This is a genomic window from Thermoflexus hugenholtzii JAD2, assembly GCF_900187885.1.
Classification (GTDB): Bacteria; Chloroflexota; Anaerolineae; order Thermoflexales; family Thermoflexaceae; genus Thermoflexus; species Thermoflexus hugenholtzii.
In genome coordinates this window covers 41,013-66,314 of the sequence record NZ_FYEK01000066.1, presented here as the reverse complement: position 1 = coordinate 66,314, position 25,302 = coordinate 41,013, and the positions used below count along the sequence as shown (strand labels likewise).

Annotated in this window: 22 protein-coding genes; 10 read left to right on the top strand and 12 right to left on the bottom strand. The window is 69.3% G+C overall.

Features of this window, described 5'->3' with window-relative positions; genetic code table 11:
* Nucleotides 1-9: 9 nt before the first annotated feature.
* From CFB18_RS12500 to lysW, 8 genes are all read right to left on the bottom strand, one after another.
* A complete protein-coding gene (locus CFB18_RS12500) occupies nucleotides 10-1,311 on the bottom strand; it encodes a 3-isopropylmalate dehydratase large subunit (protein WP_088572132.1) in 1,302 nt (433 codons plus the stop codon).
* Nucleotides 1,308-2,477, bottom strand: a complete 1,170-nt coding sequence (lysS, locus tag CFB18_RS12495; RefSeq protein ID WP_407084016.1) for a homocitrate synthase — start codon at nucleotides 2,475-2,477, stop codon at nucleotides 1,308-1,310. Before lysS ends, CFB18_RS12500 begins: the two co-directional genes overlap by 4 nt.
* 37 nt (nucleotides 2,478-2,514) lie before the next feature.
* Nucleotides 2,515-3,603: a [LysW]-lysine hydrolase gene (locus CFB18_RS12490; RefSeq protein WP_088572130.1), complete on the bottom strand. Its 1,089-nt coding sequence runs from the start codon at nucleotides 3,601-3,603 to the stop codon at nucleotides 2,515-2,517.
* Nucleotides 3,600-4,799 (bottom strand): aspartate aminotransferase family protein, encoded by a 1,200-nt coding sequence (locus CFB18_RS12485; RefSeq protein ID WP_088572129.1) that lies wholly within the window; start codon nucleotides 4,797-4,799, stop codon nucleotides 3,600-3,602. Before CFB18_RS12485 ends, CFB18_RS12490 begins: the two co-directional genes overlap by 4 nt.
* Nucleotides 4,800-5,045: 246 nt before the next feature.
* Complete coding sequence (locus CFB18_RS12480) at nucleotides 5,046-5,870, bottom strand: [LysW]-aminoadipate kinase (protein ID WP_088572128.1); 825 nt, start codon at nucleotides 5,868-5,870, stop codon at nucleotides 5,046-5,048.
* Between the two features lie 14 nt (nucleotides 5,871-5,884).
* A complete protein-coding gene (gene argC, locus CFB18_RS12475) occupies nucleotides 5,885-6,925 on the bottom strand; it encodes an N-acetyl-gamma-glutamyl-phosphate reductase (RefSeq protein WP_088572127.1) in 1,041 nt (346 codons plus the stop codon).
* Entirely contained in the window at nucleotides 6,898-7,815 is a 918-nt protein-coding gene (gene lysX, locus CFB18_RS12470) for a lysine biosynthesis protein LysX (RefSeq protein WP_088572126.1), read from the bottom strand. The genes argC and lysX overlap by 28 nt, the downstream gene beginning before the upstream one ends.
* Before the next feature lie 3 nt (nucleotides 7,816-7,818).
* Nucleotides 7,819-7,989: a lysine biosynthesis protein LysW gene (gene lysW, locus CFB18_RS12465; RefSeq protein WP_088572125.1), complete on the bottom strand. Its 171-nt coding sequence runs from the start codon at nucleotides 7,987-7,989 to the stop codon at nucleotides 7,819-7,821.
* Between the two features lie 396 nt (nucleotides 7,990-8,385).
* On the opposite strand from lysW, the gene CFB18_RS12460 reads away from it, so the two are divergent.
* Complete coding sequence (locus tag CFB18_RS12460; protein WP_088572124.1) at nucleotides 8,386-9,624, top strand: coiled-coil domain-containing protein; 1,239 nt, start codon at nucleotides 8,386-8,388, stop codon at nucleotides 9,622-9,624.
* Between the two features lie 25 nt (nucleotides 9,625-9,649).
* On the top strand, nucleotides 9,650-11,557 hold the full coding sequence (gene selB, locus CFB18_RS12455; protein ID WP_088572123.1) for a selenocysteine-specific translation elongation factor: 1,908 nt from the start codon (nucleotides 9,650-9,652) through the stop codon (nucleotides 11,555-11,557).
* Nucleotides 11,558-11,561: 4 nt separating this feature from the next.
* Here the strand turns inward: selB and mutL are convergent, their stop codons facing one another.
* Nucleotides 11,562-13,208: a DNA mismatch repair endonuclease MutL gene (gene mutL, locus CFB18_RS16335; RefSeq protein WP_088572122.1), complete on the bottom strand. Its 1,647-nt coding sequence runs from the start codon at nucleotides 13,206-13,208 to the stop codon at nucleotides 11,562-11,564.
* A gap of 3 nt (nucleotides 13,209-13,211) precedes the next feature.
* Nucleotides 13,212-14,333, bottom strand: a complete 1,122-nt coding sequence (locus CFB18_RS12445) for a response regulator (protein WP_088572121.1) — start codon at nucleotides 14,331-14,333, stop codon at nucleotides 13,212-13,214.
* A gap of 462 nt (nucleotides 14,334-14,795) precedes the next feature.
* Between CFB18_RS12445 and CFB18_RS12440 the strand changes: the two genes are divergently transcribed.
* The 8 genes from CFB18_RS12440 to CFB18_RS12405 all read left to right on the top strand — a co-directional run bounded on the left by CFB18_RS12440 (nucleotide 14,796) and on the right by CFB18_RS12405 (nucleotide 21,563).
* Complete coding sequence (locus CFB18_RS12440; RefSeq protein ID WP_088572120.1) at nucleotides 14,796-15,329, top strand: HD domain-containing protein; 534 nt, start codon at nucleotides 14,796-14,798, stop codon at nucleotides 15,327-15,329.
* 233 nt (nucleotides 15,330-15,562) lie between these two features.
* Entirely contained in the window at nucleotides 15,563-17,647 is a 2,085-nt protein-coding gene (fusA, locus tag CFB18_RS12435) for an elongation factor G (RefSeq protein ID WP_088572119.1), read from the top strand.
* 60 nt (nucleotides 17,648-17,707) lie between these two features.
* A complete protein-coding gene (locus CFB18_RS12430; protein WP_088572118.1) occupies nucleotides 17,708-18,118 on the top strand; it encodes an SCP2 sterol-binding domain-containing protein in 411 nt (136 codons plus the stop codon).
* Between the two features lie 50 nt (nucleotides 18,119-18,168).
* Complete coding sequence (locus CFB18_RS12425; protein WP_088572117.1) at nucleotides 18,169-19,335, top strand: iron-containing alcohol dehydrogenase; 1,167 nt, start codon at nucleotides 18,169-18,171, stop codon at nucleotides 19,333-19,335.
* Nucleotides 19,336-19,348: 13 nt separating this feature from the next.
* The gene (gene moaC / locus CFB18_RS12420) at nucleotides 19,349-19,837 is read left to right on the top strand and encodes a cyclic pyranopterin monophosphate synthase MoaC (protein WP_088572116.1); all 489 of its coding nucleotides are present in this window, start codon (nucleotides 19,349-19,351) and stop codon (nucleotides 19,835-19,837) included.
* A gap of 14 nt (nucleotides 19,838-19,851) precedes the next feature.
* Complete coding sequence (locus CFB18_RS12415; protein WP_088572115.1) at nucleotides 19,852-20,577, top strand: molybdenum cofactor biosynthesis protein; 726 nt, start codon at nucleotides 19,852-19,854, stop codon at nucleotides 20,575-20,577.
* Between the two features lie 148 nt (nucleotides 20,578-20,725).
* Nucleotides 20,726-21,163: a CBS domain-containing protein gene (locus CFB18_RS12410; protein ID WP_088572114.1), complete on the top strand. Its 438-nt coding sequence runs from the start codon at nucleotides 20,726-20,728 to the stop codon at nucleotides 21,161-21,163.
* A 100-nt stretch (nucleotides 21,164-21,263) separates the two neighbouring features.
* Entirely contained in the window at nucleotides 21,264-21,563 is a 300-nt protein-coding gene (locus tag CFB18_RS12405) for a DUF1232 domain-containing protein (RefSeq protein WP_088572113.1), read from the top strand.
* Between the two features lie 22 nt (nucleotides 21,564-21,585).
* Here the strand turns inward: CFB18_RS12405 and CFB18_RS12400 are convergent, their stop codons facing one another.
* The gene (locus tag CFB18_RS12400; RefSeq protein WP_088572112.1) at nucleotides 21,586-23,013 is read right to left on the bottom strand and encodes a glycosyltransferase family 39 protein; all 1,428 of its coding nucleotides are present in this window, start codon (nucleotides 23,011-23,013) and stop codon (nucleotides 21,586-21,588) included.
* A 250-nt stretch (nucleotides 23,014-23,263) separates the two neighbouring features.
* On the bottom strand, nucleotides 23,264-25,288 hold the full coding sequence (locus CFB18_RS12395; protein ID WP_159461745.1) for a sigma-54-dependent Fis family transcriptional regulator: 2,025 nt from the start codon (nucleotides 25,286-25,288) through the stop codon (nucleotides 23,264-23,266).
* Nucleotides 25,289-25,302 lie beyond the last annotated feature (14 nt).

Here is a 25,302-nt window from a genome sequence, read left to right as displayed (position 1 = left end):
GTCGGTTCTTCAAGTTGCGATCTCCCGGGGATCCGTGATCACTCCCCGCAGGGCGCTGGCGGCCACCACCGCCGGGCTGGCCAGGTAGATCTCCGCGTCCGGCGTCCCCATCCGCCCCCGGAAGTTCCGGCTGCCGGAGGAGATCACGACCTCCCCGGGGGCCGGGATCCCCATATGGTTGCCCATGCACGGGCCGCAGCCCGGAATCCCGATCATCGCCCCCGCTTCCACCAGGGTCTGGATGAAGCCCCGCCGCAGGGCCTCCTCCAGGACCTCCCGGGAGGCGGGGATGACCAGCAGGCGCACGCCCGGGGCGATCCGCCGCCCGCGCAGGATCGCCGCCGCCGCCGCGATGTCCTCCAGGCGCCCGTTGGTGCAGGTGCCGATGAAGGCCATGTCGATGCGGGTCCCGGCGACCTCCCGGAGGGGGCGCACGTGATCGACGGCGTGCGGGCAGGCCACCATCGGCTCCAGATCCTCCAGGCGGTAGACGTATTCCGCCTCATACGGCGCGTCTGGATCCGGATACAGGGCTCCGGCGGCGATGCGCTCACGGACCGCCTCGATGGGCTCCCCGGTCCGCCGGGCCCGGCGCGGGGCCAGCCAGTCGAAGACGCGGTCGTCAGGGGGGAGGTAGGCGTTCTTAACTCCGAACTCGGCCATGAAATTGGCGATCACCATGCGGCTCTCAACCGAGAGATGGCGAACTCCCTCCCCTGTGAACTCCACGGAGCGATACAGCCCGCCGTCGGCCCCCAGATCTCGGAAGATCCGGAGGCACAGGTCCTTGGCCGTCACGCCGGGGGGCAGGCGGCCGGTCAGGACGATGCGGATGCTTTCCGGCACCCGCAGCCAGATCTCCCCGGTGGCCCAGAGGGCCAGCACCTCGCTGCGACCGACCCCGGCCCCGAAGGCGCCCATCCAGCCGAAGTGGGTGGTGTGGCTGTCGGCGCCCAGGATCATCTGGCCGGGGAGGACCAGGGCTTCCTCGCTCAGCACCTGATGGCAGATCCCCCGCCCGGCCTCGAAGAAGTTCCGGATGCCCTGCTCGGCCACGAAGCGGCGGATCTCCGCGTGGTTCTGGGCGTGGCGCGGGGTGGGGGGCGGCACCGCGTGATCCAGGGTGATGGCCAGGCGGTCCGGATCGCGCACCTTTTTCAGGCCCAGCCGGTAGAACATGGCCGCGATGGCGGCGGTGTTGTCGTGGCTGAGGATGAGGTCGGGGCGCACGTCCACGATCTGCCCCACGGCCACGTCGGGGAGCCCGGCCGCCCGGGCGATGGCCTTCTGGGCGAAGGTCTGCCCGCTCATCCCCGCGCCTCCCAAACCGGATCCGGCTCCCTGTGTCCGTCCGCCCATCGCCGGAGCATCTCGTCCACGTCGTTGAGGGTGATCCGCTTCTCATCCGCCAGGGCCTTGATGTGGGCGGTGATCTCCCGGATCTGCTCGTCGCTCAGGCTCAGCCCCAGCTGCTCCGCCCGGGCCTTCACCGCATTCCATCCGGTCAGCCGGTGGGCGATGGAGATGTAGCGGGTCATCCCGAAGTCCTGGGGGTCCAGGGCCTCGTAGGTCTCCGGGTTGTTCAGGATGGCCTTGGCGTGGATGCCGGCCTTGTGGGTGAAGGCGGCCAGGCCGGTGATGTAGTTGTTGAAGGGGATCTCGACCCCCACCATCTCCGCCACCATCTGTTCCAGCTCCCGCAGCTTCTTGAGGTTATACTTGCGCCGCACCAGGTCCCGGTGGATCGTATACATCCGGGCGATGAAGCCCCCCAGGGGGGTGATCCCGTTGCGCTCCCCGATGCCCAGGACGGTGGTGTCGATGTGGGTGGCGCCGGCCTCCAGGGCGGCGAAGGCGTTGGCGATGGCGCAGCCGGTGTCGTTGTGGCCGTGGAACTCGATGTCGGCCCGGGTCAGCCGACGCAGGGTGCCCACCAGCCAGGCCACTTGGCTCGGGGTGGCGATGCCCACGGTGTCAGCGATCCCCAGCCGGTTCACCACCCCCAGCCGGTCCACCGCCAGATACACCCGGAGGAGGTCCGCCGGGTCGCTGCGGAAGGTGTCCTCGGTGGAGAAGCGCAGCTCGATGTGAGGGGCCTGTTCCCGGATGAAGGTGAGCACCTCGGCGGCCCGATCGATGATCTCCTCCACGCTCATCCCGTGGCTGAACCGCCTCAGATACGAGGAGACGCCGATGACCACGTCGATGCCGTCCACCCCGGTCTCCAGGGCGCGCTTGGCGTCTTCCAGGTGGCAGCGGATGTGGGTGAGCACCTTGCACCGGAGCCCCAGCCGGGCGATGGCGCGGCAGTCCTCGAAGCTCTTCGGCGAGGCGGAGGGGTTGGTGAGCTCGATATACTCGACGCCGAACTCATCCAGGGCCCGGGCGATGCGGATCTTGTCTTCGGTGGAGAAATGGGCCCCGACGAACTGCTCTCCTTCCCGCAGGGTCGACTCGATGATGTAGAACTGATCCAGCGGCATCGCGCTCCCTCCTTTCATCGGGATCGGTCTCTTACCGGTTGCCCTCCGCGATCCACTTCAGGGCGCGGGTCAGCACGCGAACGCCCTGAAGGTATTCCGCCAGGATGATGTGCTCCTCCGGCGTGTGGTCGAGCCGGGCATCGCCGGGCCCGTAGGCGGCGATGGGGCAACGCCAGGCGGGTCCCACCACGTTCATGTCCGAGGTCCCCGACTTCAGCAGCAGCCGCGGCCGCAGGCCCTCCCCGCGGATCCCCTCCAGCAGTGCCTTCACCAGAGGGGTGTCCACGGAGGCCCGCCAGGCCGGCTCCTCCCCCTCGGTCCGCCAGATCGCCCCGGCCGCCTCCAGGGTCGGCCGGATGACCTCCCGCCACCGTTCCGGCGGCCAGGCCTCCGGGAGCCGGAACCCGATGGTCATCTCGGCCCACTCGCGCAGGCCGTCGCCATCGGCGATCACCCGGCGGAGGGAAGGGGTGATCTGTTCGAAAAGGGCGGCTCCGGGGGAAGCCGCGCGGGCCTGTTCCCGCAGGGCGAGCCAGAGCGCCACCAGTCGTTCCGCGGGCCCCGGCTCGGGCACCGCGCTGTGCCGATGGGGGGCTTCCAGACGGACGTGGAGGATCATCCGTCCCTTGTAGCCCAGGGTGATGGCGTCGACGCCGCTGGGCTCCAGGATGAGGACCATCTCCGGCGGCGGCCACGTGCCCAGCAGGTGGCGCGCGCCCCGGGAGGTGGCGGCTTCCTCTTCTACCGCCCCGACCACCGCCCAGCGCCATCCGGGACGTGGGCCGACGCGGGCGACGGCGACGAGGGCGGCGGCGAGGGGCCCCTTGGCGTCCACGGCGCCCCGGCCGTAGAGGCGGCCGTCCGCCACCCGCACCGGGATCTCCCCGGGGACGGTGTCCAGATGGCCCAGCAGCATCAGCGTGCGGGGGCCTTCCCCGAGGACCCCGATGGCGTTGCCCGCATCATCCATCCACGCGGTGAAGCTATGGCGCTGCATCCAGTCCACCAGGAAGGCAGCGGCCTCCCGCTCCGCGCCGGAGGGGCTGGGGATGCGCACCAGCTCCTCCAGCAGGCAAAAGGCTTCCTCATCGGGGATGGGGAGCGCCTCCTGCGCGGTCATGGGCTTTCCTCCAAAGTCGAGGGAACGGGAAGGGATGTTTCCACCAGGGCTTCCTCGAGGGCTGCGGCGATCTCCGCCAAATGGTGCGCTTCCACAATCAGGGGCGGCAGGAAACGGATGGCGTCCGGCCCGCCGGGGAGCGCCAGCACGCCCCGCGCCATCAGCCGGCGCAGGACCGGCGTGGCGCGGACCCGCAGGGACACGCCCACCATCAGGCCCAGGCCGCGGACCTCCCGGATCAGAGGGGATCGGAGCTGACGGAGGCGCTCCCGGAAATCCGCGCCGAGCCGCTCCGCCCGCTCCACCAGGCGCTCCCGGCGGATCGTCTCCAGGGTCGCCCGGGCCGCGGCGCAGGCCATCGGGTTCCCGCCGAAGGTGGAGCCATGGGCGCCCACGGGCATCGGGCCCCACTCCGCGGGGAAGGCGAGGGCGCCGATGGGGAACCCCCCGGCCAACCCTTTGCCGAGGGCGAGCAGATCGGGGACCACCCCGGAGTGCTCCGCCGCGAACCAGCGCCCCGTCCGCCCGCACCCGGTCTGCACCTCATCGAAGATCAGCAGGGCCCCGAAGCGGTCACACAGCGCCCGCGCCGCCTGCAGGAAGGCGGGGTCGGCCGGCCACACACCTCCCTCCCCCTGAACCGGCTCCAGGATCACCGCAGCGGTCTGGGGGCCGATGGCGGCCTCCAGGGCGGCGATATCGTTGAAGGGGATGTGGCGGAAGCCGGGCACCAGCGGCTCGAAGGGCTGGCGATAGGCCGGGTTCCAGGTGGCCGAGAGGGCGCCCATGGTGCGGCCGTGGAAGGCCCGGCGGGCGGCGATGATCTCCGACCGCCCGGTGCGGAGGCGGGCGAACTTGAGGGCGGCCTCCACCGCCTCGGCGCCGGAGTTGCAGAGGAAGATGCGCCACTCCCGGTTCCCGGGGAGCACCTCTTGAAGGGCCCGGAGGAGGGCGGCCCGCTGATCGTTGTAGAAGATCTCCGGGCAGACCATCAGGCGGTTCATCTGTTCCTGGAGGGCCATGCGGACCGCCGGCGGGTTGTGGCCCAGGAGGGCGGCGCCCTGACCGCCGGTGGCGTCGAGGTAGCGCAGTCCCGCTTCATCCCACACGTAAACGCCCTCGCCGCGGACCAGGACGAGCTCTCGCTTGGGGTAAACCCCGCTGGTGTAGCGTTCTTCGATCGCTCGTATGTCCATTGTCCTCTTCCTCCCGCGGATGGGTGTCGATGGGAATCGGCCTTCGCCGACGCCTTTTCCCCTACGGTCGGCGCAGGCGGAGCGTTGGCCGAAGGCCTCCCAAGGGCGAATTCATTCGACGTGCTCTCACGCCGATTGAAATCGGCCTTCTCAAGCGCTTTCGCGCCAGGCATCGGCCTTCGCCGACGCAATGTCTCTTCGGTCAGCGCAGGCCGACCCTCGGCCGGAGGTCTGCCAAGGTCGAATTCATTCGACCCACCCGTGCCCGTCGGCCTCGATTCGGGTGCCGTTCCCGTTCAGGGCCGCGGCGAGGGGGGCGGGCCGCCGGCCGTCGGCCAGGAGCACCTGCGGCACGCCGCCCGTCAGGGCCTCGCGGGCGGCCAGCAGCTTGTGGCGCATCCGGCCCTGGGCCCAGGCCATCGCCGCTTCCAGCTCTGGAAGGGTCAATCGCGGCACCCGGGTGGATTCATCGGGGAAGGCCCGGAGCAACCCCGGCGCCCCGGTGACGAAGATCAGGCCCTCCGCGCTGAGGGCGGCCGCCAGAGCCGCCGCCGCCCGATCCCCATCCACGTTGACGATCTCCCCATCCGACGTCAGCCCCATCGGGGCGATCACCGGGTAGAATCCCTGATCCAGCAGGAGGCGCAGGAGTCTCTCGTTCACCCCGGCCGGGGTGCCCGAGTAATCGCCCCGCAGGATCAGGATCCGCTCGCCCTCCCGCACCCGCAGGGCCTCCTTCCGCCGGGCTTGGAGCAACCCGCCGTCGATCCCCCGCAGGCCGATGGCCGGGACGCCGCGCCGATGAAGGGCCGCCACCAGGTGGGCGTTCGCCCGGCCGTAAGCCATCAGCAGGATGTCCCGGGTGCGGGCGTCGGTGTATCGGCTGGTGAAGCCCGAGGCCGAGGTGATGTAGCGGGGCGGATGGCCCAGGGCCTCCCCCAGCGCGTCGGCCTCCGCCGAGATCCCGTGGACCAGCACCCAGCGCCGGCCCTCCCGGGCCCAGGCGGCCAGCTCCTCCAGCACCGCCTCCGCGTTCACCGTTGCGTTCCCTCCCAGCTTGATCACCCACATCCTTCCGCCTCCCCTCACGCGGGATACACGGGGATCAGATCCAGGCCGGTCGTCTCCGGCCAGCCCATGGCGATGTTGAGGGACTGGACGGCGGAGCCCGCCGCGCCCTTCATCAGGTTGTCCAGGGCGCACAGGGCCACGATCCGTCCCGTCTCCTCCTCCACCGCGAACCCGACGTCCGCGAAGTTGCTCCCCACCACCGCCTTGGGATCCGGCAGCCGGTGCACGCCCTGACGATCCTTCACCAGGCGGATGAAGGGCTCCTCGCCGTAAGCGGCCCGGTAGATCCGCCACAGCTCCGGCTCGGCGATGCGATCCCGAGGCCAGGCGTGGGCGATCGCCAGCACCCCCCGCACGGCGTCCACGGCGGTGAGGGAGAGGACCACCCCCTCGCGGCCGAGGGCCTGGCGGACCTCGGCGGTGTGCCGGTGCTGGACGGGGGCATAGGGGCGGATCGCCCCATGGCGCTCCGGGTGATGGGAGCCCGGGTTCGGCTCGCGCCCGGCCTCCGAGGAAGCGGCCTGGATGTCCACGATCACCGGCCGCTCCGGGTCGAGCAGGTCGGCCTGGACCAGGGGCCAGAGGGCCAGGATGGCGGCGGTCGCGTTGCAGCCGACCCCGCTGATGGCGCGGGCCCCGCGCAGCTCCGCCCGGTAGCGCTCCGGCAGGCCGTAGACGAAGCGGGACAGCCACTCCGGATGGGGGTGGGGATGGCCATACCAGCGGGCATAGTCCTCCGGCCGGCGGAGCCGGAAATCCGCGGAGAGGTCCACGAGGACGGGGGCCAGGGCCGCGAAGGCCTCGATGCGGGGCGCCACCTGGCCATGGGGGAGAGCGATGAAGAGCACATCGCATGGCTTGAGGTCCGCCATGCGGCAGAACGTCAGACCCGTCGCCTTGCGCAGGTGCGGGTGCACGCGATGCACCGGCTCCCCGGCATGGGACTCCGAGGTGACCTGGGCGATCTCCACGTAGGGATGCCGGAGCAGCAGGCGCAGCAGCTCCCCGCCCACATATCCCGAGGCGCCTACGATGCTGATGCGGACCCGTTCCATCGCCCGACCTCCTGGGGAAGAGCGCGGTGGGCTGCGGCCCAGCCCTCCCGGGCCACCCGGAGCACAAAGTCCGCCACCGCCCCCGGGATGTCCACCCCGGTAGGCTCCACGGAGTTGCGGAACTCCATGGAGTGGTTGATCTCGTTGACCAGCAGCCCCCGCCGCGGATCCTCGAAGAGGTCCAGGGCCAGCACCCCGCCACCCACCGCGGCCGCCGCCCGGGCGCAGAGGTCCGCCAGCTCCGGGGTGATGGGGCAGTTGAGGGCACGCCCGCCGCGGGCCGTGTTGGTGATCCAGTGCGCCGAGGTCCGGTAGATCGCGGCCACCGTCTCCCCGCCCACCACGAAGGCCCGGATGTCCCGCCCTGGCTTGGGGATGTATTCCTGGATGTAGTAGACGCCGTGGGCGAACCCCCCCAGGGTCTCCTTGTGCTCCAGGAGGGCCTCCGCGGCGTCGCGGTCGTTCACCCGGGCCAGCAGCCGGCCCCAGGAGCCCAGCACTGGCTTGAGGACCACCGGGTAGCCCATCTCCTCGATGGCCTGCAGGGCGCCTTCGGGGGAGAAGGCGACCTTCACCCGAGGGGTGGGAATCCCGGCCCGGACCAGGGCGGCGGTGGTGAGGAGCTTGTCGGAGCAGGTGTGGATCACCGTAGAGGGGTTGATTACTGGCAGCCCCAGGTCTTCCAGCAGCCGGGCGGCGTGGAAGGCCTGCCAGTGGCTGAGGGAGCGCATTAGCACCGCATCGAACCGGCGCCAGCTTTCTGCAGCTCCGACCTCCAGGACGGTGGAGCGATCGTGGAGGACCTCGACCTCTGCCCCCCGGCGTCGGAGCGCCTCCAGCAGCCACTTCTCCTCCGTGCGCACCAGCGAGCAGAACAGGGCGATCCGCATCGCTCACTCCCCCCAGTCCTCTTCTACTTGGGGCGCCCGGTCGAGGGTCAGCGGGGAGAGGGAGACCACCTCCAGGGCGGTCCCGCACTCGGGGCAGGTGAGGAACTCGTGGAGCATGACGTCCTCCCGCAGCGGCACGCCGGCCGCGCACTCCGGACAGATCGCCTGGGACATGATGGACCTCCTTCCGTCGGGTTTGGGAAAAAGAAAACCCCCAGGCCACCGGACGGTAGCCTGGGGGTGGGATCCTGACGGATGAAAAAGCCGCTACGTCAGGACCGGACTACCGTCCGGGCCCGGAGGCGCAGCGGCTTTTTTGATGCACACCATCCAGGATGTCCAGCGTTCCATGCGCAGGGTCGGCTCCCTGAGTTTGGCTCTAAATATACGCGGGATTTCGATTTTGTCAAGAGGAGGCGATGACCAGCTGGGGAGGTCCGTGGCCCCGCTCTCGGAAAAACCGTGTAGACTGAACCTACAACAGGCGCCGGAGATGTCCTCCGGCGTCTCGCGCTGGAGCAAGCGGAACGGCTTTCGTCGAACCCCTGCACATCTGCCAGGAGGTGCCTTGTGCGGCCGGAGATCGAGATGGAGCTTGCACAGACCCGCCAGACCGTCCTCTGGCTGGAGCAGGAGCGACGGAAGGATAAAGAGACCATCGCCTTGCTTCAGCAACGGGTGGATCAGCTGACCGCCCTCCTGGAGCAGGCTCGGGAGCAGATCCGCCAGCTGGCCGCGGCCCTGGCCGCGGCGCAGGCCCAGGCCACTCGCCCGGCCCAGGCGGAGCCTGCTTTCACCCGCTTGCGGGAGGAGGTGACCGCGCTGATCCAGCGGCGCCTGGACGAAATGGAACGCCAGCTCCGCGAAGGACAAACCGCGTTGCAGCTTCAGATCGGGGAGCTCCAACGCACGGTGGAGGAGCTCCGGGAAACCCTCCCCCGGCTGGAGCGGACGGAGCAGGAGCTGGTCTCCCGGCGCGCGGAGCTGGACCGTCTGGTCTCGCTCCTGCAAGCCCAGGCCCGACGCCTGGAGGAAATCAGCCGCGGGCTGGAGGAGACCCGTCCCCGCCTCACCTATCTCGAGGAACAAGGCCGGCAGACCCTCAAGCGGATCGCTGACCTGGAGCAAGGGCAGGTGGATCAGCGGCGGCGGGTGGAGGAGCTGGCCCAGCGCTTCCCCCTCCTGGAGGAGGAGCTCCGCAAGCAGCCCCGGCGCTTCGAGCCCATCGAGGCCCGCCTGGAGGAGATCGCCGCCCAGACCGAAGCGCTGCGCCTGGCCGATCTCCAGCATCTCCAGGCCTTCCGCCGCCTGGAGCAGCATGTGGAGGAGCGCCTGGCCCGCATCGAGGACTACCACGCCGCCCTCCACCAGCTCCAGGATCTGGCGCGGGAGAGCCGGCAGGCCTTAGGGGAGCTGGGGGCCCTGCGCGAGGGATGGGAGAACCGGCTGCGGGAGATGACGGAGATCCTCCGGCTGAGCGAGGCGCGTCTGCGGCAGGAGTGGGACGAATGGCAGGCGGCCCAGGAGCGGCGCCTCCACCAGCTGAACCTCCTGCGGGAGGAGCGCTGGGCCGCCCACGAGCGGGAGCACCGGGAGCTGGGCGGGCGGATCGAGGAGCTGGAGCGGCAGTGGCCGCGCCTGGAGCAGCTCCTCCGCGGGCTGCTGGAGGAACAGGAGGAGTGGGCGCGCCACCTGCGCGACGCCGCCCGCGCGTGGAGCCAGGGCCACGAGCAACGCCTCCAGCGCTTGAAGCAACACCTCAAAGAAACCCCGGGCCGCGGATCCCCCTCCCCCGGATCCACCCCTTGACCCTCCGAAAGGAAGGTGAGCCGCCATGCCGGTGATCGCCACCGCAGGCCACGTCGACCACGGGAAATCCGCGCTGGTGGAGGCGCTGACGGGCATCCACCCGGATCGCTTGAAGGAGGAGCAGATCCGGGAGATGACCATCGACCTGGGCTTCGCCTGGCTGACCCTGCCGAACGGGGAGACGGTGGGGATCGTGGACGTGCCCGGCCACCTGGATTTCATCGAGAACATGCTCGCCGGCGTGGGCGGCATCGACGCCGCCCTGCTGGTGGTGGCCGCCGACGAAGGGGTGATGCCCCAGACCCGGGAGCACTTCGCCATCCTCACTCTCCTCGAGGTCTGCCGAGGCGTGGTCGCCCTGAACAAGATCGATCTGGTGGACCCGGAGTGGCAGGCCTTAGTGGAAGAGGAGATCCGCGCCCTGCTTCGGGGGACCTGCTGGGAGACCGCGCCGATCGTCCCGGTCTCCGCCCGCACCCGGGCCGGCCTGGAGGCACTGGTGGGGGCCCTGCAGCAGGCCCTGGAGGGCCAGCCGCCCCCGCCGGATCTGGGCCGGGCTCGCCTGTCCATCGACCGGGTCTTCACCATGCCCGGCTTCGGGACGGTGGTGACCGGCACCCTGCGGGACGGATGCTTTCGCGTTGGGGATGAGGTCGAGATCTGGCCCTCCGGCCGCCGCGCGCGCATCCGGGGGCTGCAATCCTACCGCCGACGGGTGGAGCAGGCCCTCCCGGGCTCCCGGGTGGCCATCAACCTGAGCGGCGTCTCGCCGGAGGAGCTCCGCCGGGGGGACTGGGTGACGGTCCCCGGGCGGTTCGCGCCCACCGCGCTCCTCGACGCCGCGCTGATCCACTGGGAGGGATCCCCGCGGCCGCTTCCCCATTTCGCCGAAGTCAAATTTTTCCACGGGGCAGCCCAGATCATGGCCCGGGTCCGCCTGCTGGATCGGGAGATCCTGCCCCCCGGGGAGATGGGGTTCGTCCAGCTGGTGCTGAGCCGCCCCACGATCGCCGCGCCGGGGGATCGTTTCATCCTCCGCTGGCCTTCGCCCTCCATCACCCTGGGGGGTGGGGAGATCCTGGACGCCCATCCGGCTCGCCGCCACCGCCGGCTCCGCCCGGAGGTCCTCACGGCCCTCCGGGCCCTTCACCGCGCGGACCCCGCGTCCCGGCTGCGGGTCTGGCTGCAGGAGGCCGGATCCCTCGCCCTCTCGGAGGCCTCCCGGCGCCTGGCTCTGCCGCCGGAGACCGTGCGGCGGTGGTTCGAGGCCCTGGCCGAACGCGGGGAGGCCATCCCGCTCGCCGGGGACCTCTGGGCGGCCCCCGACTGGCAGGCCCGGGCCGTGGGGCAGCTGGTGGAACGGGTGGAGGCCTATCATCGGGAGAACCCCCTCCGCCGGGGGATGCCCCGGGAGGAAGCCCGCAGTCGCCTCGGCTGGCCAGCCCCGATCTTCGAGGCCGTGCTGCAGGCGGCCCTGCGGGAGGGTCAAATCGAGGAGATCGGCCCGCTGATCCGGCGCCCCGGCTTCACCATCCGCCTGACCGAGGCGCAGCGTCAACAGGTGGAAACATGGCTAACAGGGCTCCGCCGGGATCCGTGGCATCCCCCGACCTGGAAGGAGGCGGAGGCCGCCCTGGGCCGAGAGCTCCTGCAGGCCCTGCTGGATGAGGGGCGCTTGATCCGGCTCGGCGAGGAGCTCGTGATGCTACCAGAGACCTGGAACGAGGCGGTGGCGCGGATCCGGGAGCACCTGCAGGCCCACGGCACCATCTCCGCGGCCGAGGCCCGGGATCTGCTGGGGACCAGCCGGCGGGTCGCCGTCGCCCTGCTGGAACAGATGGACGCCCTGGGGATCACCCGGCGCGTAGGGGATGTGCGCGTGTGGGGGGCCGAATCGGGCGGGGATCCGGGATCGAAGACCTCCGACTCCTGAGCCCTCACCGGCGAAGGAAACGGCGCTCGATCTCCTCCCGATCCAACAGGAACCAGGCGGGGCGGCCGTGGGGGCACGTGCTGGGGGACCAGGCTTCCTGGAGCGCGTCGAGCAGGGCCTGCATCTCCTCCGGGGAGAGGCCGTCCCCCGCTTTCACGGCGGCCGTGCAGGCCAGCCGCATCGCCAGCCGTTCGCGCAGATCCCCCGCGTCCCGCCGGGTGGCCTGCAGCTCCTCCAGGATTGCCGAAAGCAATCCCTCCACCGGCTGCCCGGAGAGCGGGGCCGGCACGGCGCGGATCACGAAGGCGTTCCCCCCGAAGGGCTCGATGTCGAAGCCCAGGCTTCGGATCCCATCCAGCTCTGCCTCCAGCCGCTCCGCCTCGCGGGCGGAGAACGAGAGGACGGCAGGGGTGGGGAGGGCCACCGGTGAGCTTCCGGACCATAGCCGTTCGAAGAGCACCTGCTCATGGGCGGCGTGCTGGTCCACCACGATCAGGCCCTCCTCGCTCTGGGCCAGGATGTAGCTCCGGAACAGCTGCCCCAGGGCGCGCCAGCGGGAGGCGGGCCGGTATCCTTCCAGGGGTTCCGCCAGAGGCCGGGCGGGGAGCTCCGGCATCCCCCCGGGCCAGAAGCCAGGCGGGATCTCCGGCGAGGGGAATCCGGAGAGGGCGGTTTCCACCGCCCGGCTCACGCCCCAGTAAACCGAGCGCTCCTGGGAGAAGCGCACCTCGGCCTTCTGGGGATGGACGTTGACGTCCACGAAGGCGGGGGGCAGCTCGATGTGCAGGATCGCCAGGGGATAGCGCCCCGGCGGGAGCCGCCCGGCGTAGGGGCGCTCCAGGGCCACAGCCAGCAGCCCGCTGCGCACCGGGCGCCCGTTGACGTAGAAGTATTGAAAGGCCCGCGAGGAGCGACCCAGGGTGGGCCGGGAGATCAGGCCGGTGATGCGCAGGTCCGCCGCCTCCCAGAAGACCGGGATCAGCTCCTCCGCGGCTTCCCGCCCCCAGATCAGCGCCGCCCGCTCCCGGGCGGTCCCCGGGGGCGCGATCAGGACCTCCCGGCCATCCACCAGGAGGCGGAAGGCGACCTCGGGATAGCCCAGGGCGTAGCGATAAACGGTCTCGCGGACCCGCTCGGCCTCCCGCAAAGGGGATTTCAGAAAGCGCCGGCGGGCCGGCGTGTTGTAGAAAAGGTCCCGCACGGTGACGGCCGTCCCCACCGGGCTGGCCGCCGGCTGCATCGTGATCCGCCCTTCCTCCGCGAGCAGACGGGTGCCCTCGGTCTCCTCGGCGGTGCGGGTGAGGATCTCCACCCGCGCCACGGCGGCGATGCTGGGCAGGGCCTCGCCGCGGAACCCCAGGGTGCGCACGCGGGTCAGATCTTCAACGCTGCGGATCTTGCTCGTGGCGAAGCGGGCCAGGGCCAGCGGGAGCTGATCCCGGGGGATGCCGGTCCCGTTATCGGCCACCCGGATCCAGGCGAAGCCCCCTTCCCGGATCTCGACCTGGATCGCGGTGGCGTCCGCGTCCAGGGCGTTCTCGATCAGCTCCTTCACCACGGAGGCCGGCCGTTCGATCACCTCCCCCGCCGCGATCCGGGCGGCCACCTCCGGAGGCAAGACTTCAATGCGGGAGGACACGCCGGCCGGCATCGTTCACCTTCCTCGCTTCTCCGTTGAGGACGAGGGGGAGAGCGGGTGGCTTCCGGTGGAAACCCGGTAAAGGGGGATCCGGAGGAAAGCGGGGGCCTCGGTCCAGGGCTGGGCGGGGAGAAGGCCCTGGACGGCCTCGTAGAACGTGGGGGTGAGGAGGATCTCCCCGGGGGGAGCGATCAGCGCCAGCCGCCGGGCGGCTTCTACCGCTTCCCCCAAGGCGCCGTAGTGCCGGTAGCCGGATCCCCCCATCAGCCCCACCAGGGCGTTCCCCCGGTGCAGCAGGATCCCGGGGACGAAACGCAGGCCAGGGGGGAGCTCCGAGTGGAGCCGGCGGATCCGCTCCCGGAGGACCAGGGCGGCCCGCAGGGCCCGCACCGCGTGATCCGGGCAGGGGAGGGGGATGTTGAACCAGGCCATCGTCACCTCGTCCACCATGGGCGCAGGGGATCCTCCCTCGGCGTGGATGCTCGTGTGGAATACCTCCAGATGCCGGTTCAGGGCCTGGCCCAGCGTCCCGGCCGGGAGCCGGCCATCCTGAGCCGCCTCGCGAAGTCGCTCCCGGAGCCCGCCCCATGTCACCGTTAGGATGCTGAGGGGTCGCATCCGGGCGGGGCCCACCACTTCCTGCGGGGCCTTCTGGAGCGCCTGCAGGATCGGGGAAGGGACGAAGGCTCGGAGGAAATTCCACCATTGCAAGTGATAGGTTTTGAGGGAGGCGATGCGCTGGCCCCGGCGCAGGAGCGCCTGCAACCGGGCCAGGACCTCCCGCGGATCGTAGGGCTTGGCGACGTAATCCTCCGCCCCCGCCCGCAGGCCTTCCACCAGCTCCCGGACCGCGGAGCGGCCGGTGAGGATGAGCACCGGGAGGTCCCGGAGCTGGGCGTCGGATTTGATCGCCCGGCAAAGCGTCAAGCCGTCCGCATCCGGCAGGCCCAGGTCGAGGACCACCGCATCGGGACCCCAGGAGCGCAGCCGGCTCCAGCCTTGACGGGCGGTGGCCGCCAGGGCCACCTCAAATCCGTTCCAGACCAGCAGATCATGCAGCGCCCGGGCCTCGTTCGGGTTATCTTCCACGATCAACACGCGGGGCGGACGGATGCCCCTTCCTTGGGATGAAGCCATGGCGTTGATGGACCACCTTCGAGGGATCGGGACGGGCGGGCGTTTCCGCGCTCGCCGCGTTTCAGGCTTGGCTCCATTTTACCCGCATCGAGGGGGACGGGCCGTTCCCGGGAGGCCGCCGCTGGCGTCGAGCTGCGCTGGAGCGGATGAAGCCGCTCTCACCACCTCGAACCCTCCGCCTCTGTAGGAGGGGCTTTAGCCCCGAACTCCCGTCCTCAATGACACAAGGGTTGCGGCGAAAGCCGCTTCGATAACTCCGAACCTCCGATTCTCGATGACACAATGGTCGCGGCGGAAGCCGCGCCTACCGCATCGATCTTTCTCGCCGTTGCGCCACTGGTTCCAGCAGGGCAACCGCAGGCAGTTGACTTGCATTAAAATCTCCGAATCATTGGAGGGAAAGAGCTGATCGTTCAAGACTTCAACCTCCGGCTTCAGGCCAGGCAGGCAAGTCCGGCGAAGATGAGTGGATGGCGTTATCGGTGGCGGCAGTTCCGATGGGCGCTGGGGGCGCGGATCCGGGAGGAGGATCAGGCCCTGGTGGCGCGGTTCCTGCCTCCGGAGGCCCAGGCCCTGTTCTGGCGGATGCCGCGCGGCGACCAGCGTCACAGCCTGGCGGTGTTGCGAACCTTGCTGGAGTGGGGGGAGACGCACCCGGCGCTGTTGCAAGCGGCGTTGCTTCACGATGTGGGGAAAGCCGCCGCGCCCCTCTCCCCCTGGGAGCGGGCCCTGCTGGTGCTGACGGAGGCCCTGTGCCCACCCTCCTGGCGGCGGATCTTCCGGCAGCTCCCGTTGCTTCGCCGCTGGGCCGCGCGGGTCCAGCGGTATCGGGCCCATCCGGAGATCGGGGCGGCCTGGGCTCAGGCGGCCGGGTGCGACCCCCTCACGGTGGCGTTGATCCGGCGTCACCAGGAGCCTCTTGGCCCTCCCCAGCTGGAGGAGGACCTGGAGACCCGTCTGCTTCGCCGGTTGCAGGAAGCGGATGGACGGAATTGAGAGCGGTCCCGAAAGGGCCCGGCTGGGGGCAGTGGAACCCCGGGGATGGCGCTCTGGGTTAAACTATAGATGGGCTGTGGAAAGGTCTCCTCTGAACGCGCGCTCATTGGCTCAGGGATCAGACTTCGCCGGCGCGGAAGGAACGGACGGAGGCCGGAAAAAGCAGGAGGCGGTGAGAAACCTTCCGCCTCGAGGGCGGATCGGGGACATCCTCTAACAGAGGGGGAGGCACGATGAAGACGTATCGCACAGAGAACCTGCGGAACATCGTGCTGGTCGGCCACAACGGATCCGGCAAGACCACCCTGACAGAGGCGATGCTGTTCATCAGCGGGGCGACCACCCGCATGGGCCGCGTGGAGGAAGGCAACACCGTCTCCGATTTCGATGAGGAAGAGATCCGTCGCCGCCTCTCCATCTACACCTCCCTGATCCCCATCGAATGGTCTGACCACAAGCTCAACTTCCTGGACGCTCCCGGATATCTGGATTTCGTGGGCGAGATGAAGAGCGCGGTGCATGTGGCGGATTGCGCGCTGGTGGTGGTGGATAGCGTGGCGGGTGTGGAGGTGGGCACTGAGCAGGCGTGGGCGGCCCTGGAGGAGCGAGGCCTGCCCCGCATCGCGGTGATCAACAAGATGGATCGGGAGAACGCGAACTACGAGCGAGCCCTGGAGAGCCTGCAGCGGGCCTTCAAGGCGAACTTCGTCCCGATCCAGCTCCCCATCGGCAGCCAGGCAGCCTTCGAAGGGGTGGTGGATCTCATCGCCATGAAAGCGCGCCGGGGCCCCCGCGGGGAGGCCGGGGAGATCCCGCCGGCGTTGCGGGAGGAGGCGGAGGAGGCCCGGATGCGCCTGATGGAGGCCGCTGCCGAATCCGATGATGAGCTGATCGTGAAATACCTGGAGGGCGGCGAGCTGACGGAGGAGGAGATCCGGCGGGGCCTGAAGGCCGGCTTCCTGACCGGACGCATCGTCCCGGTGGTCTGTGTGGCCGGCTTCTCAACCATCGGTATCGGCCCCCTGCTGGACCTGCTGGTCCAGCTGGCTCCCTCGCCCCTGGAGGCGAAGCCGATTGAGGCGGTGCCGGTCTCCAACGGGCAGCCGGAAGCCATTCAGCCGGATCCGGCCGGGCCGACCGTGGCCTATGTGTTCAAGATCACGGCGGATCCCTTCGTCGGGAAACTGGCCTACTTCCGCGTTTTCCGGGGGACCGTTCGCTCCAACTCCCATCTCTTCAACGCGAACAAGGGACAGGACGAGCGGCTGGCCCAGATCTTCGTGATGCGGGGCAAGGAGCAGATCCCGGTTCCGGAGCTGGTCGCCGGGGACATCGGGGCAGTCCCCAAGCTGAACGTGACGGGCCACGGGGACACCCTCTGCGATCGCAGCCATCCAGTGCGCATCGCCCCGCCTGTCTATCCCACGCCGCTCTATGCGGTGGCGGTGGAGCCGAAGACGAAGGCCGACTCCGCCAAACTCATCCCGACCCTCCAGCGCCTGTGCGAGGAGGATCCCACCCTCCATCTCCGCCAGGAGCCCTCCACCCATCAGACCATCCTGGAGGGCATGGGGGATGCCCATATCGACGTGGCCGTCCGTCGGGCGGCGACCAAGTTCGGCGTGGAGATCGTGACCAGCGTCCCCAAGGTGCCTTACCGGGAGACGATCACCAAGGTGGCCCGGGCCCAGTATCGCCACAAGAAGCAGACCGGCGGGGCCGGGCAGTTCGGCGAGGTTCACCTGCGCATCGAGCCCCTGCCGCGGGACGGCGGCTTCGAATACGTCTGGGAGGTCTTCGGCGGGGCGATCTCCTCCAACTTCGCCCCCTCCATCGAGAAGGGCATCCGGAGCGTGATGGAGCAGGGGCTGCTGGCCGGCTACCCCATCGTGGATCTGCGCGTGGCCGTCTACGACGGCAAGGAGCACCCGGTGGACTCCAACGACATCTCCTTCCAGATCGCCGGGCGCGAGGCGTTCAAGCTGGCCTTCCAGCAGGCCGGCCCCGTCCTCCTGGAGCCGATCATGCAGTTCACCATCATCGTGCCGGAGCAGTTCACGGGGGACGTGATCAGCGACCTCAACACGCGCCGGGCCCGGGTGCAGGGCATCGAGCAGCAGGGCGACAAGAGCGTCATCATCGCCCTGGCCCCTCTGGCGGAGATGCAGCGCTACGCCACCCAGCTGCGCTCCCTGACCCAGGGCCGCGGCGTGTTCCGCATGACCTTCAGCCACTACGAGGAGGTCCCTCATCACATCGCCCAGACCATCATCGAGCAGGCGCGGCGGGAGCGGGAGGCCGCGAAGGAGAAGGCATGAGGCATTGAGCCGAAGGCAGGTTCCGTAGTCTTGGGATCGCCGAACACCAGGAGGCTCGCGATGGGGATCCCCTTTCCCTCCGACGCGTGGATCAAGGCCTTGATGGAGGAGGTCAACCGCAGCCCGGGCTACGCCGAGGCCGCGAAGAACTGGGAGGGTGATTTCTACTTCGTCGTGGAGCCCGAAGGCCCCCTGACGAAGCCCGTCGTGCTGTATATGGACCTCTGGCACGGGCGGTGCCGCGAGGCCTTCGAGGTCACAGATGAATCAACCCGCAACCCGGCTTACCGGATGTCCGCCCCCTACTCCGTGTGGAAGCAGGTCATCCAGGGGAAGCTGGATCCCATCCAGGCGCTGGTCACCGGCCGCATCAAGCTGAAAGGGAACATGGTGAACATCATGCGGAACGTGCGGGCGGCCAAGGAGCTGGTGCTTTGCTGCACCCGCGTGCCTACTGACTTCATCGCCTGAAAGGGCTTCAAAGCGTTTTCCCCATGCGCAGCGCATGAGGGTGGAGACTGATGTGGTTCTTCAAGACCCCGGAGATCGTCTTCGGTGAGGACGCCCTCTTCTATCTGGAGGAGCTGAGGGGACAGCGGGCCTTCGTGATCACCGACGCCCAGCTGCGGCGCCTGGGCCTGGTCCGGCAGGTCGAGGAGCACCTGCGCCGGGCCGGGATGGAGGTCCACGTGTTCGACATGGTGGAGCCCAACCCGACCGTCGACCTGGTCCGCATCGGAGCTGATGTGATCCGGGCCTTCAACCCAGATTGGATCGTGGCCGTGGGAGGGGGCTCCGTGATCGACGCCGCCAAGGCGATCTGGGTGCTCTTCGAACGGCCGGACCTCGACCCATTGGCCATCAGCCCGATGGAGCCGCTGGGCCTGCGGCGTCGCGCCCGCCTCGTCGCCATCCCCACCACCAGCGGCACCGGTTCGGAGGCCACCTGGGCCATCGTCCTCACGGATCCGCGAGCCCGGCGCAAGCTGGGCGTGGGCTCCCGGGAGAACATGCCGGATATCGCCATCGTGGACCCCGCGATGGCCATGGATCTGCCGCCCCGCCTGACCGCAGACACCGGGATGGACGCCCTGAGCCACGCCCTGGAGGGCTACGTCAGCACCTGGCGGAACCCGTTCAGCGATGCGATGTGCCTGCACGCGGCCCGCCTGATCTTCGCTTACCTTCCTCGCGCCTACCGGGACGGCGCCCGGGATCCCGAGGCCCGCGCCCATATGCACCTGGCGGCCACGATGGCTGGCATCGGCTTCGGGAACGCCATGGTGGGCCTGGCCCACAGCCTGGGCCACGCCCTGGGCGCCCGCTTCGACATCCCCCACGGCCGGGCGGTGGGACTCTTCCTCCCCTATGTGATCGAGTTCAACGCCCGGGTGGCTGCGGATCGTTACGCCCACCTCCTCCAGGCCATCGGACGGCCGAGCCCCAACGGCCCCGAGGCGGCTTTCCAGCTCTCCCGGACTGTCCTGGAGCTGCTCGAAACCCTGGAGCAGCCTCAGACCGTCGCCGCCTGCGGGATCCCGAGGGACGACTTCGAGGCCGATCTCCCCACTCTGGTGGAATACGCCCTGGAGGACCCCAGCACGCTGACCAACCCGAGGTCCCCCACGGCGGAGGAGGTGGAGCACCTGCTGCTGTATGCCTACGAGGGGAAGATGGTGGATTTTTAAACCGGGGGATGCCATGCTCACGCATCTGGACGAGCACGGCCGGGCGCGGATGGTGGACGTCGGGGAGAAGCCGGAGACCCACCGGGTGGCGGTCGCCCGGGGAGAGGTCTGGATGGCTCCGGAGACCATGGCCGCCATCCGGGAGGGGAGTCTCCCCAAGGGGGATGTGCTGGCGGCGGCGCGCATCGCGGGCATCATGGCCGCCAAGCGCACCCCCGATCTCATCCCCCTGTGCCATCCCCTGCCCATCACCCGGGTTCAGGTGGATTTCGCCCTTCACGATCCCGATGAGGCGCATCCCCTTCCCTGGGTGGAGATCACCGCGCAGGTGGAGACGGTGGCCCGCACCGGCGTGGAGATGGAGGCGCTCACGGCGGTGGCGGTGGCGGCCCTGACGATCTACGACATGGCCAAGGCGCTGGATCGGCGCATGCGCCTGACCAACATCCGCCTGATCGAAAAGCACGGGGGACGAAGCGGCGATCTCGTCCTGGAACCGTGAGGGGGAGGCCCGCCATGGAGATGGAAGTGCAGGTGCGCCTGTTCGCCACGTTGAAGGATCGCGCCGGCCGAGAGGTGATCACCGTGCGGCTCCCGGATGGGGCCTCCGTGGCTGATCTGCTGCGCGCGGTGGCTGAGGCCTACCCCAGCCTTCAGCCTTACCTGCCCTCCACCGTCGTGGCGATCAACCACGAGTTCGCGTTCCCGGAAGATGACGTCCGGCCCGGGGACGAGGTGGCCCTGTTCCCGCCGGTGAGCGGGGGCGGGGAGGATCCCGAACCGCCGGAGGTCATCGCGCTGACCGCGGAGCCCATCGATCTGAACGCGCTGGTGCGAGCGGTGACCACCCCCCGAACCGGCGCGGTGGCGCTGTTCGTCGGGGTGGTGCGCGGGGAGGAGGGCGACCGGCAGGTGGAGGCCCTGGAGTATGAGGCGTATCGCCCCATGGCCGAGGCCAAGATGCGCCAGGTCCTGGCGGAGATCCGGGCCCGCTGGCCGCTGGCCTGCGGCATCGCCCTGGTCCAGCGGATCGGACGCATGGCGGTGGGGGAGGTCACCGTGGCGGTGGCCGTTTCCGCGGGGCATCGCCATGAGGGGATCTTCGAAGCGGCCCGCTACGGCATCGACCGCCTGAAGGAGATCGTTCCCATCTGGAAGAAAGAGCGGGGCCCGCACGGCGAGCTTTGGATCGAAGGCCATTACCATCCCTCCCCGGCGGATGTCTCTCCCCCATCCTCCTGAGCGATGCGTTTCGAGGTCGGAAAGCGGAGGGACGGATCCCATAACCCGAAACCTGCTTGACACTGCCCTTCTGTTTTTGATGCCTGTGCCGCCTCTTTTCCAGATCGTGTTATACTGATTACGGACATCCTGCGCCCGGAGGTTTCCCATGGCCAGCGTCCTCAAGCAATACAAGGTGCGGGACTGGATGACCCCGAATCCGATCACCATCTCCCCGCGCACGACCCTGCCCGAAGCCCATCAGATCATGAAGGAGAAGCGCATCCGCCGTCTGCCGGTGGTGGATGAGAACGGGCATCTGGTGGGGATCGTCACGCTGGGGGATGTGCGGGAGGCTTCGCCTTCGGATGCCACTTCCCTCAGCATCTTCGAGCTGAACTACCTCCTCGCTCGCCTCACCGTCGATAAGATCATGACCCGCAAGGTCATCACCGTCACGCCGGACACGCCGATCTATGAGGCGGCGCGCCTCATGCTGGAGCACAAGATCGGCGGCCTCCCGGTGGTGGAGGACGGCCGTGTGGTGGGGATCATCACCGAGTCTGATATCTTCAAGATGGTGGTGCGCCTGGCCGCAGAGGAGTGACCGAACCCAGACGTAATCTCCCAACTACAGAAGTCGGTCCCAGGGGCTGGAGAGGCGCCTCCAGCCCCTTCGGTTTCCGAGGTGCGCAGGAGGTGAAAGGATGGGCCGTGGAGGATCCTGGGGGCGGATCATACGGGATCTGTGGCGGATCTGGCGATTGTGGCGGGATCCCCGGACGCCGGGTTGGGTCAAGGCGCTCCCCCTGTTGGTGTTGCTGTATATCCTCTCTCCCATCGATTTCATGCCCGATCTGATGATCCCCGGCCTGGGCTCTCTGGATGACCTGGTTCTCGCGTTGCTGGCCCTTCGCGTGTTGCTGGATCTGGCCCCGCCGGCCGAGCGTCCCCCCACCCGGAGCGGCGAGGTCATCGACGCCACCTATCGGGTGTTGGAAGAGTGATGTGCGCTAAGCCGTGTTCGTTTCAAAACGCCGAGGGGATTACCCGGAGGGCGAGGTAGAGATCGAGGGCGAAGGCGCCGAGGCAAGCGAGTAGGGCCAGGGCGGGGCGGAGGGCAGGGAATCGCGACGCTATCTGAGTGACTAGCCCAGTCCCGATCATCAGGAGGATGGGGAAGGCCGGAAGATCCCTTCCAAGGATCCCCGCGAGCCCCAGGATCAGGATCCCCAGGCCGCAGGCCCCGGCCAGCCCATCCGCCGCGGGCCGCTCCAGCCACGCGAGCCACCCCACGGTGAGGCCCAGGGCGATGGGGAGCAGGGCCGGGAAGAGATAGCGCCCCTGATGCTGGACGAAGGAGAGGTTATACCCGATGTAAGCGGCGGCGGTGAGCAGCAGGTGAAACGCCAGAAGCCGCCCGGGCCATCCCCAGACCGGAGAGCGCCGGCCCTCCCGCCCCAGGTGCAGGGCCAGGCCCAGCAGCCCCAGCACAGTCAGCCAGGCGAAGAGAAGATACCATCGGGCCTCCAGCACCACCCCCATCCAGCCGAACTGCCCCCAGAAGCTCTGGAAGGTGAACGCGCGGAAGCGATCCAGGGTCGCCGCCAGCCCGTAACGGGCGATCCATTCTGCCGTCCGCGGCTGCCCGACCACCACGCGATCGTGCCGTTGCAGCCCCAGCAGATCCGGCCAGCCATAGGTGAGGGCGTTGCGCGCCCACCAGATCCCTCCCAGGAGGAGGGCGGGGAGCAGCCAGCGCGCCAGGCGTCGCATCGCCTCCGCCCGCGGGGCGCGATCCGCAGCGATCCGCACCCCCACGGCGACCAGGACCACCAGCGCCATCGGGTAGACGGTGGTCTTGGTCAGGAAGCCGGCCCCTAAGAGCAGGCCCCCGATCCACGCCGTGCGCGGGCGATGGCCTTGAAGCTCCTTCGCCAGCTGCACCCAGAGCCCCAGGATCAGGGCCTCCGCCAGGGCGTCGTTGTTCACCCCGCTGTTCATCGCCACGTGCTGGGGCAGGAAGGCGAAGACCGCCGCCACCCCCAGCGCCCAGGTTGGCCGTTCCGGGAACAGGCGACGGGTTGCGGCGAAAGCCAGGAGGACCTGAAGAAGGCCCAGGGAGGCCGAAAACAAGCGAAGGGGGAAGAGCTGGCCTCCGAAGAGCAAAAAAAGGGGAGCGGCCAGCAGGTAGTAAAGCGGGGGCTGGTGGAACTCGTAACGCAGGGGATCGATGGGAAGCTCCGGCGGGAAGCCTCTGGAGACGATGGCGCTCAGGTATTCCTGATCGTAATCCCCCGGCCGGAGGACAGGCAGGCGGCCGGCCGTCGCGATGAAGCGGATGTAGTTGTAATGCGCGGGCTCATCCGGCACCTGCCACGGCGGCGTCTGCCGTGCGAAGTTCCAGGCCAGGATGAGGTAAAGCCCCGAAATCAGCATGAGGAGCCAGCGAGTCATCGAAGGCGATGCTCCCTCCAGCAGGGTGGAGGCGGGAACGCCTCGAAGGGCGGATCCCGAAATTTATTTCGGCCAAAGATGACCTCATCCCACCCTTAAAGGTCTTCGCTTCCAGCAAGAGACCTTCGCCCCGCTCCTCCCCTTCGATTTTGCGAGGCGCAGGTCGCGGCTCCGCATGGCCGCCGAAATGAATTTCGGCTTACGGCGACACCGTTCCATAGCCAGGGCCTTCGCTTCCGACAGGTGTCCATCACCGGGTAGGGGCGAAAGACTTTTCGCCCCTACCTTTCGCTTTCTCCTTGCGGTCCCGGAAGGCGGCCGGGTCGATGCCGTAGCGCTTCAGGCGGCGCCACAGGGTGGTGCGGCTGAGGCCCAGGGCGGCCGCCATCGCCCCCACACGCCCACGATACCGGATCGCAGCCCGCAGGATCGCCTCCCGTTCCAGCTCCTCCACGGGTCGGACGGAATCCGGCGGGCGCTCCGGGTCCGTTCCGCCCACGATCCGTTCCGGGAGGTGGATGACGTCGATCCATCCGTCCTCGCTCAACGCCGCAGCCCGCTCCAGGACGTGCTCCAGCTCCCGCACGTTCCCCGGCCACGGATAGGCTTTCAGCTGTTGCAGGGCCGCCTCGGTGAGCCGATACGTTCGCCCGGATCCGCGGCGCAGGCGGCGGAACACCGCCTCCGCGATGAGCGGGATGTCCTCCGGCCGCTCCCGCAGGGGCGGGATGTGAATGGCCATGCTGGCGAGGAGGTGATAGAGATCGGCCCGGAAGTGCCCTTCCGCCACCAGCTGCTCCAGGGGAGCCGAGGAGGAGGCGATCAGACGCACGTCCACCGGGATGGGGCGCAGGCCGCCCAGGCGCATCACCTCCCCCGTCTCCAGGATGCGCTGGATGGCGGCCTGCAGCTCCAGCGGCAGCGCCTCGATCTCGTCCAGATAGAGGGTTCCGCCGTGGGCCAGCTCGAACTTCCCCGGCCGCCCTTCCGACGGCCCGTTCCGAAAAGTCCCGCCCTCCACGCCCAGCAGTTCCATCGCCAGCAGCTCCCGCGGGATGGCTCGACATGAGACGGCGATGAAAGGCCCGCTGGCCCGGGTGCTGGCGTTGTGGATGGCCCGGGCGAGCACCCCCTTGCCGGTCCCCGGCTCCCCGTGCAGGAGGACCGGGAGGCTGGTGCGCGCCGCCGCCCGCGCTTGCTGGCGGACCTGCTGGATGGCCCGGGAACGGCCGGGGATGTCGGCCAGGGTCATCAGCGCCTGCGCCCCCACCAGTCGGGCGACCATGCGGTGGATCTGCTCGCTCCGGCGGAAGGTGAGCACACACCCCAGATGATGCCGGCCTTCCGCAACGGCGTGGAGGGTCAGCCAGCCTTCCAGGGGTGCCCCATCGATGAGCAGCGCGGCCTCGGTCTCCAGGTGGACCTGGGGGTCCATGAGAGCGTTCTGGAGGGCAGGGGGGAGCTGGATGTGGCTGCTCAGCGGGCGTCCCAGGATCCCGGAGGGATCCAGGCCCAGCACGCGGGCCGCCGTGCGGTTGAGGCGGACGATCTCCCCCCGGGTGTTCAGGACCATCACCACCTGATCGATGGCTTCCAGGATGGCCTGGAGCTCAGCGAGATACTGATGGCTCTCCTGAAGGTTCTCTGCGGCCTGGAGCTGGTTCTCGATGGCCCGGGCGGCGGCCATCACCATCCCCAGGGTGTCTGGCTGGGCACGTTCCACCGGCGCCATCACGCCGATCGCCCCCAGGGGCTGACCGTCCAGGCCGTAAATAGGAGCGGCCGTGGTCACCCAGTCATGATAGAGGGCAACGAAATGTTCGGCTCCGACGACCTGCACGGGGGTGCGCTCCAGGAGAGCGAGGGCGAAGGCGTTGGTGCCCACGTGGCCCTCGCTCCAATAAACCCCGGGTCGTAGCCCCACCGCCTCCGCCGCGCGGACGATCCCCGCGTCCCCCAGGACGTCCAGCACGCACGCGGCGGGGTCGAAGAGGGCGATGGCCAGCCCCGAGCCCTCGGTGAACTGATGGAGATCCTCCATCAGCGGTCGGGCGGTGGCGATCAGATCAAAGAGGGTGAGCCGCACCCGCTCCAGGGTTCCCTCATCCAGACAGGGAAGGGCTGGGGGGGCTTGGGGGTTCATGCGAGGAGCGCATCGCGCCCACGGGGCCGCCACCAGCGGGTCCAGGGCCGGGTTCAGCTCCCGGCGCTCCACGAACCGCTGCCACCAGGATCGGATCCGAGGGAGGTCCAACGGATACGCCCAGGGTTGCATCGCTGCCTCCTTCG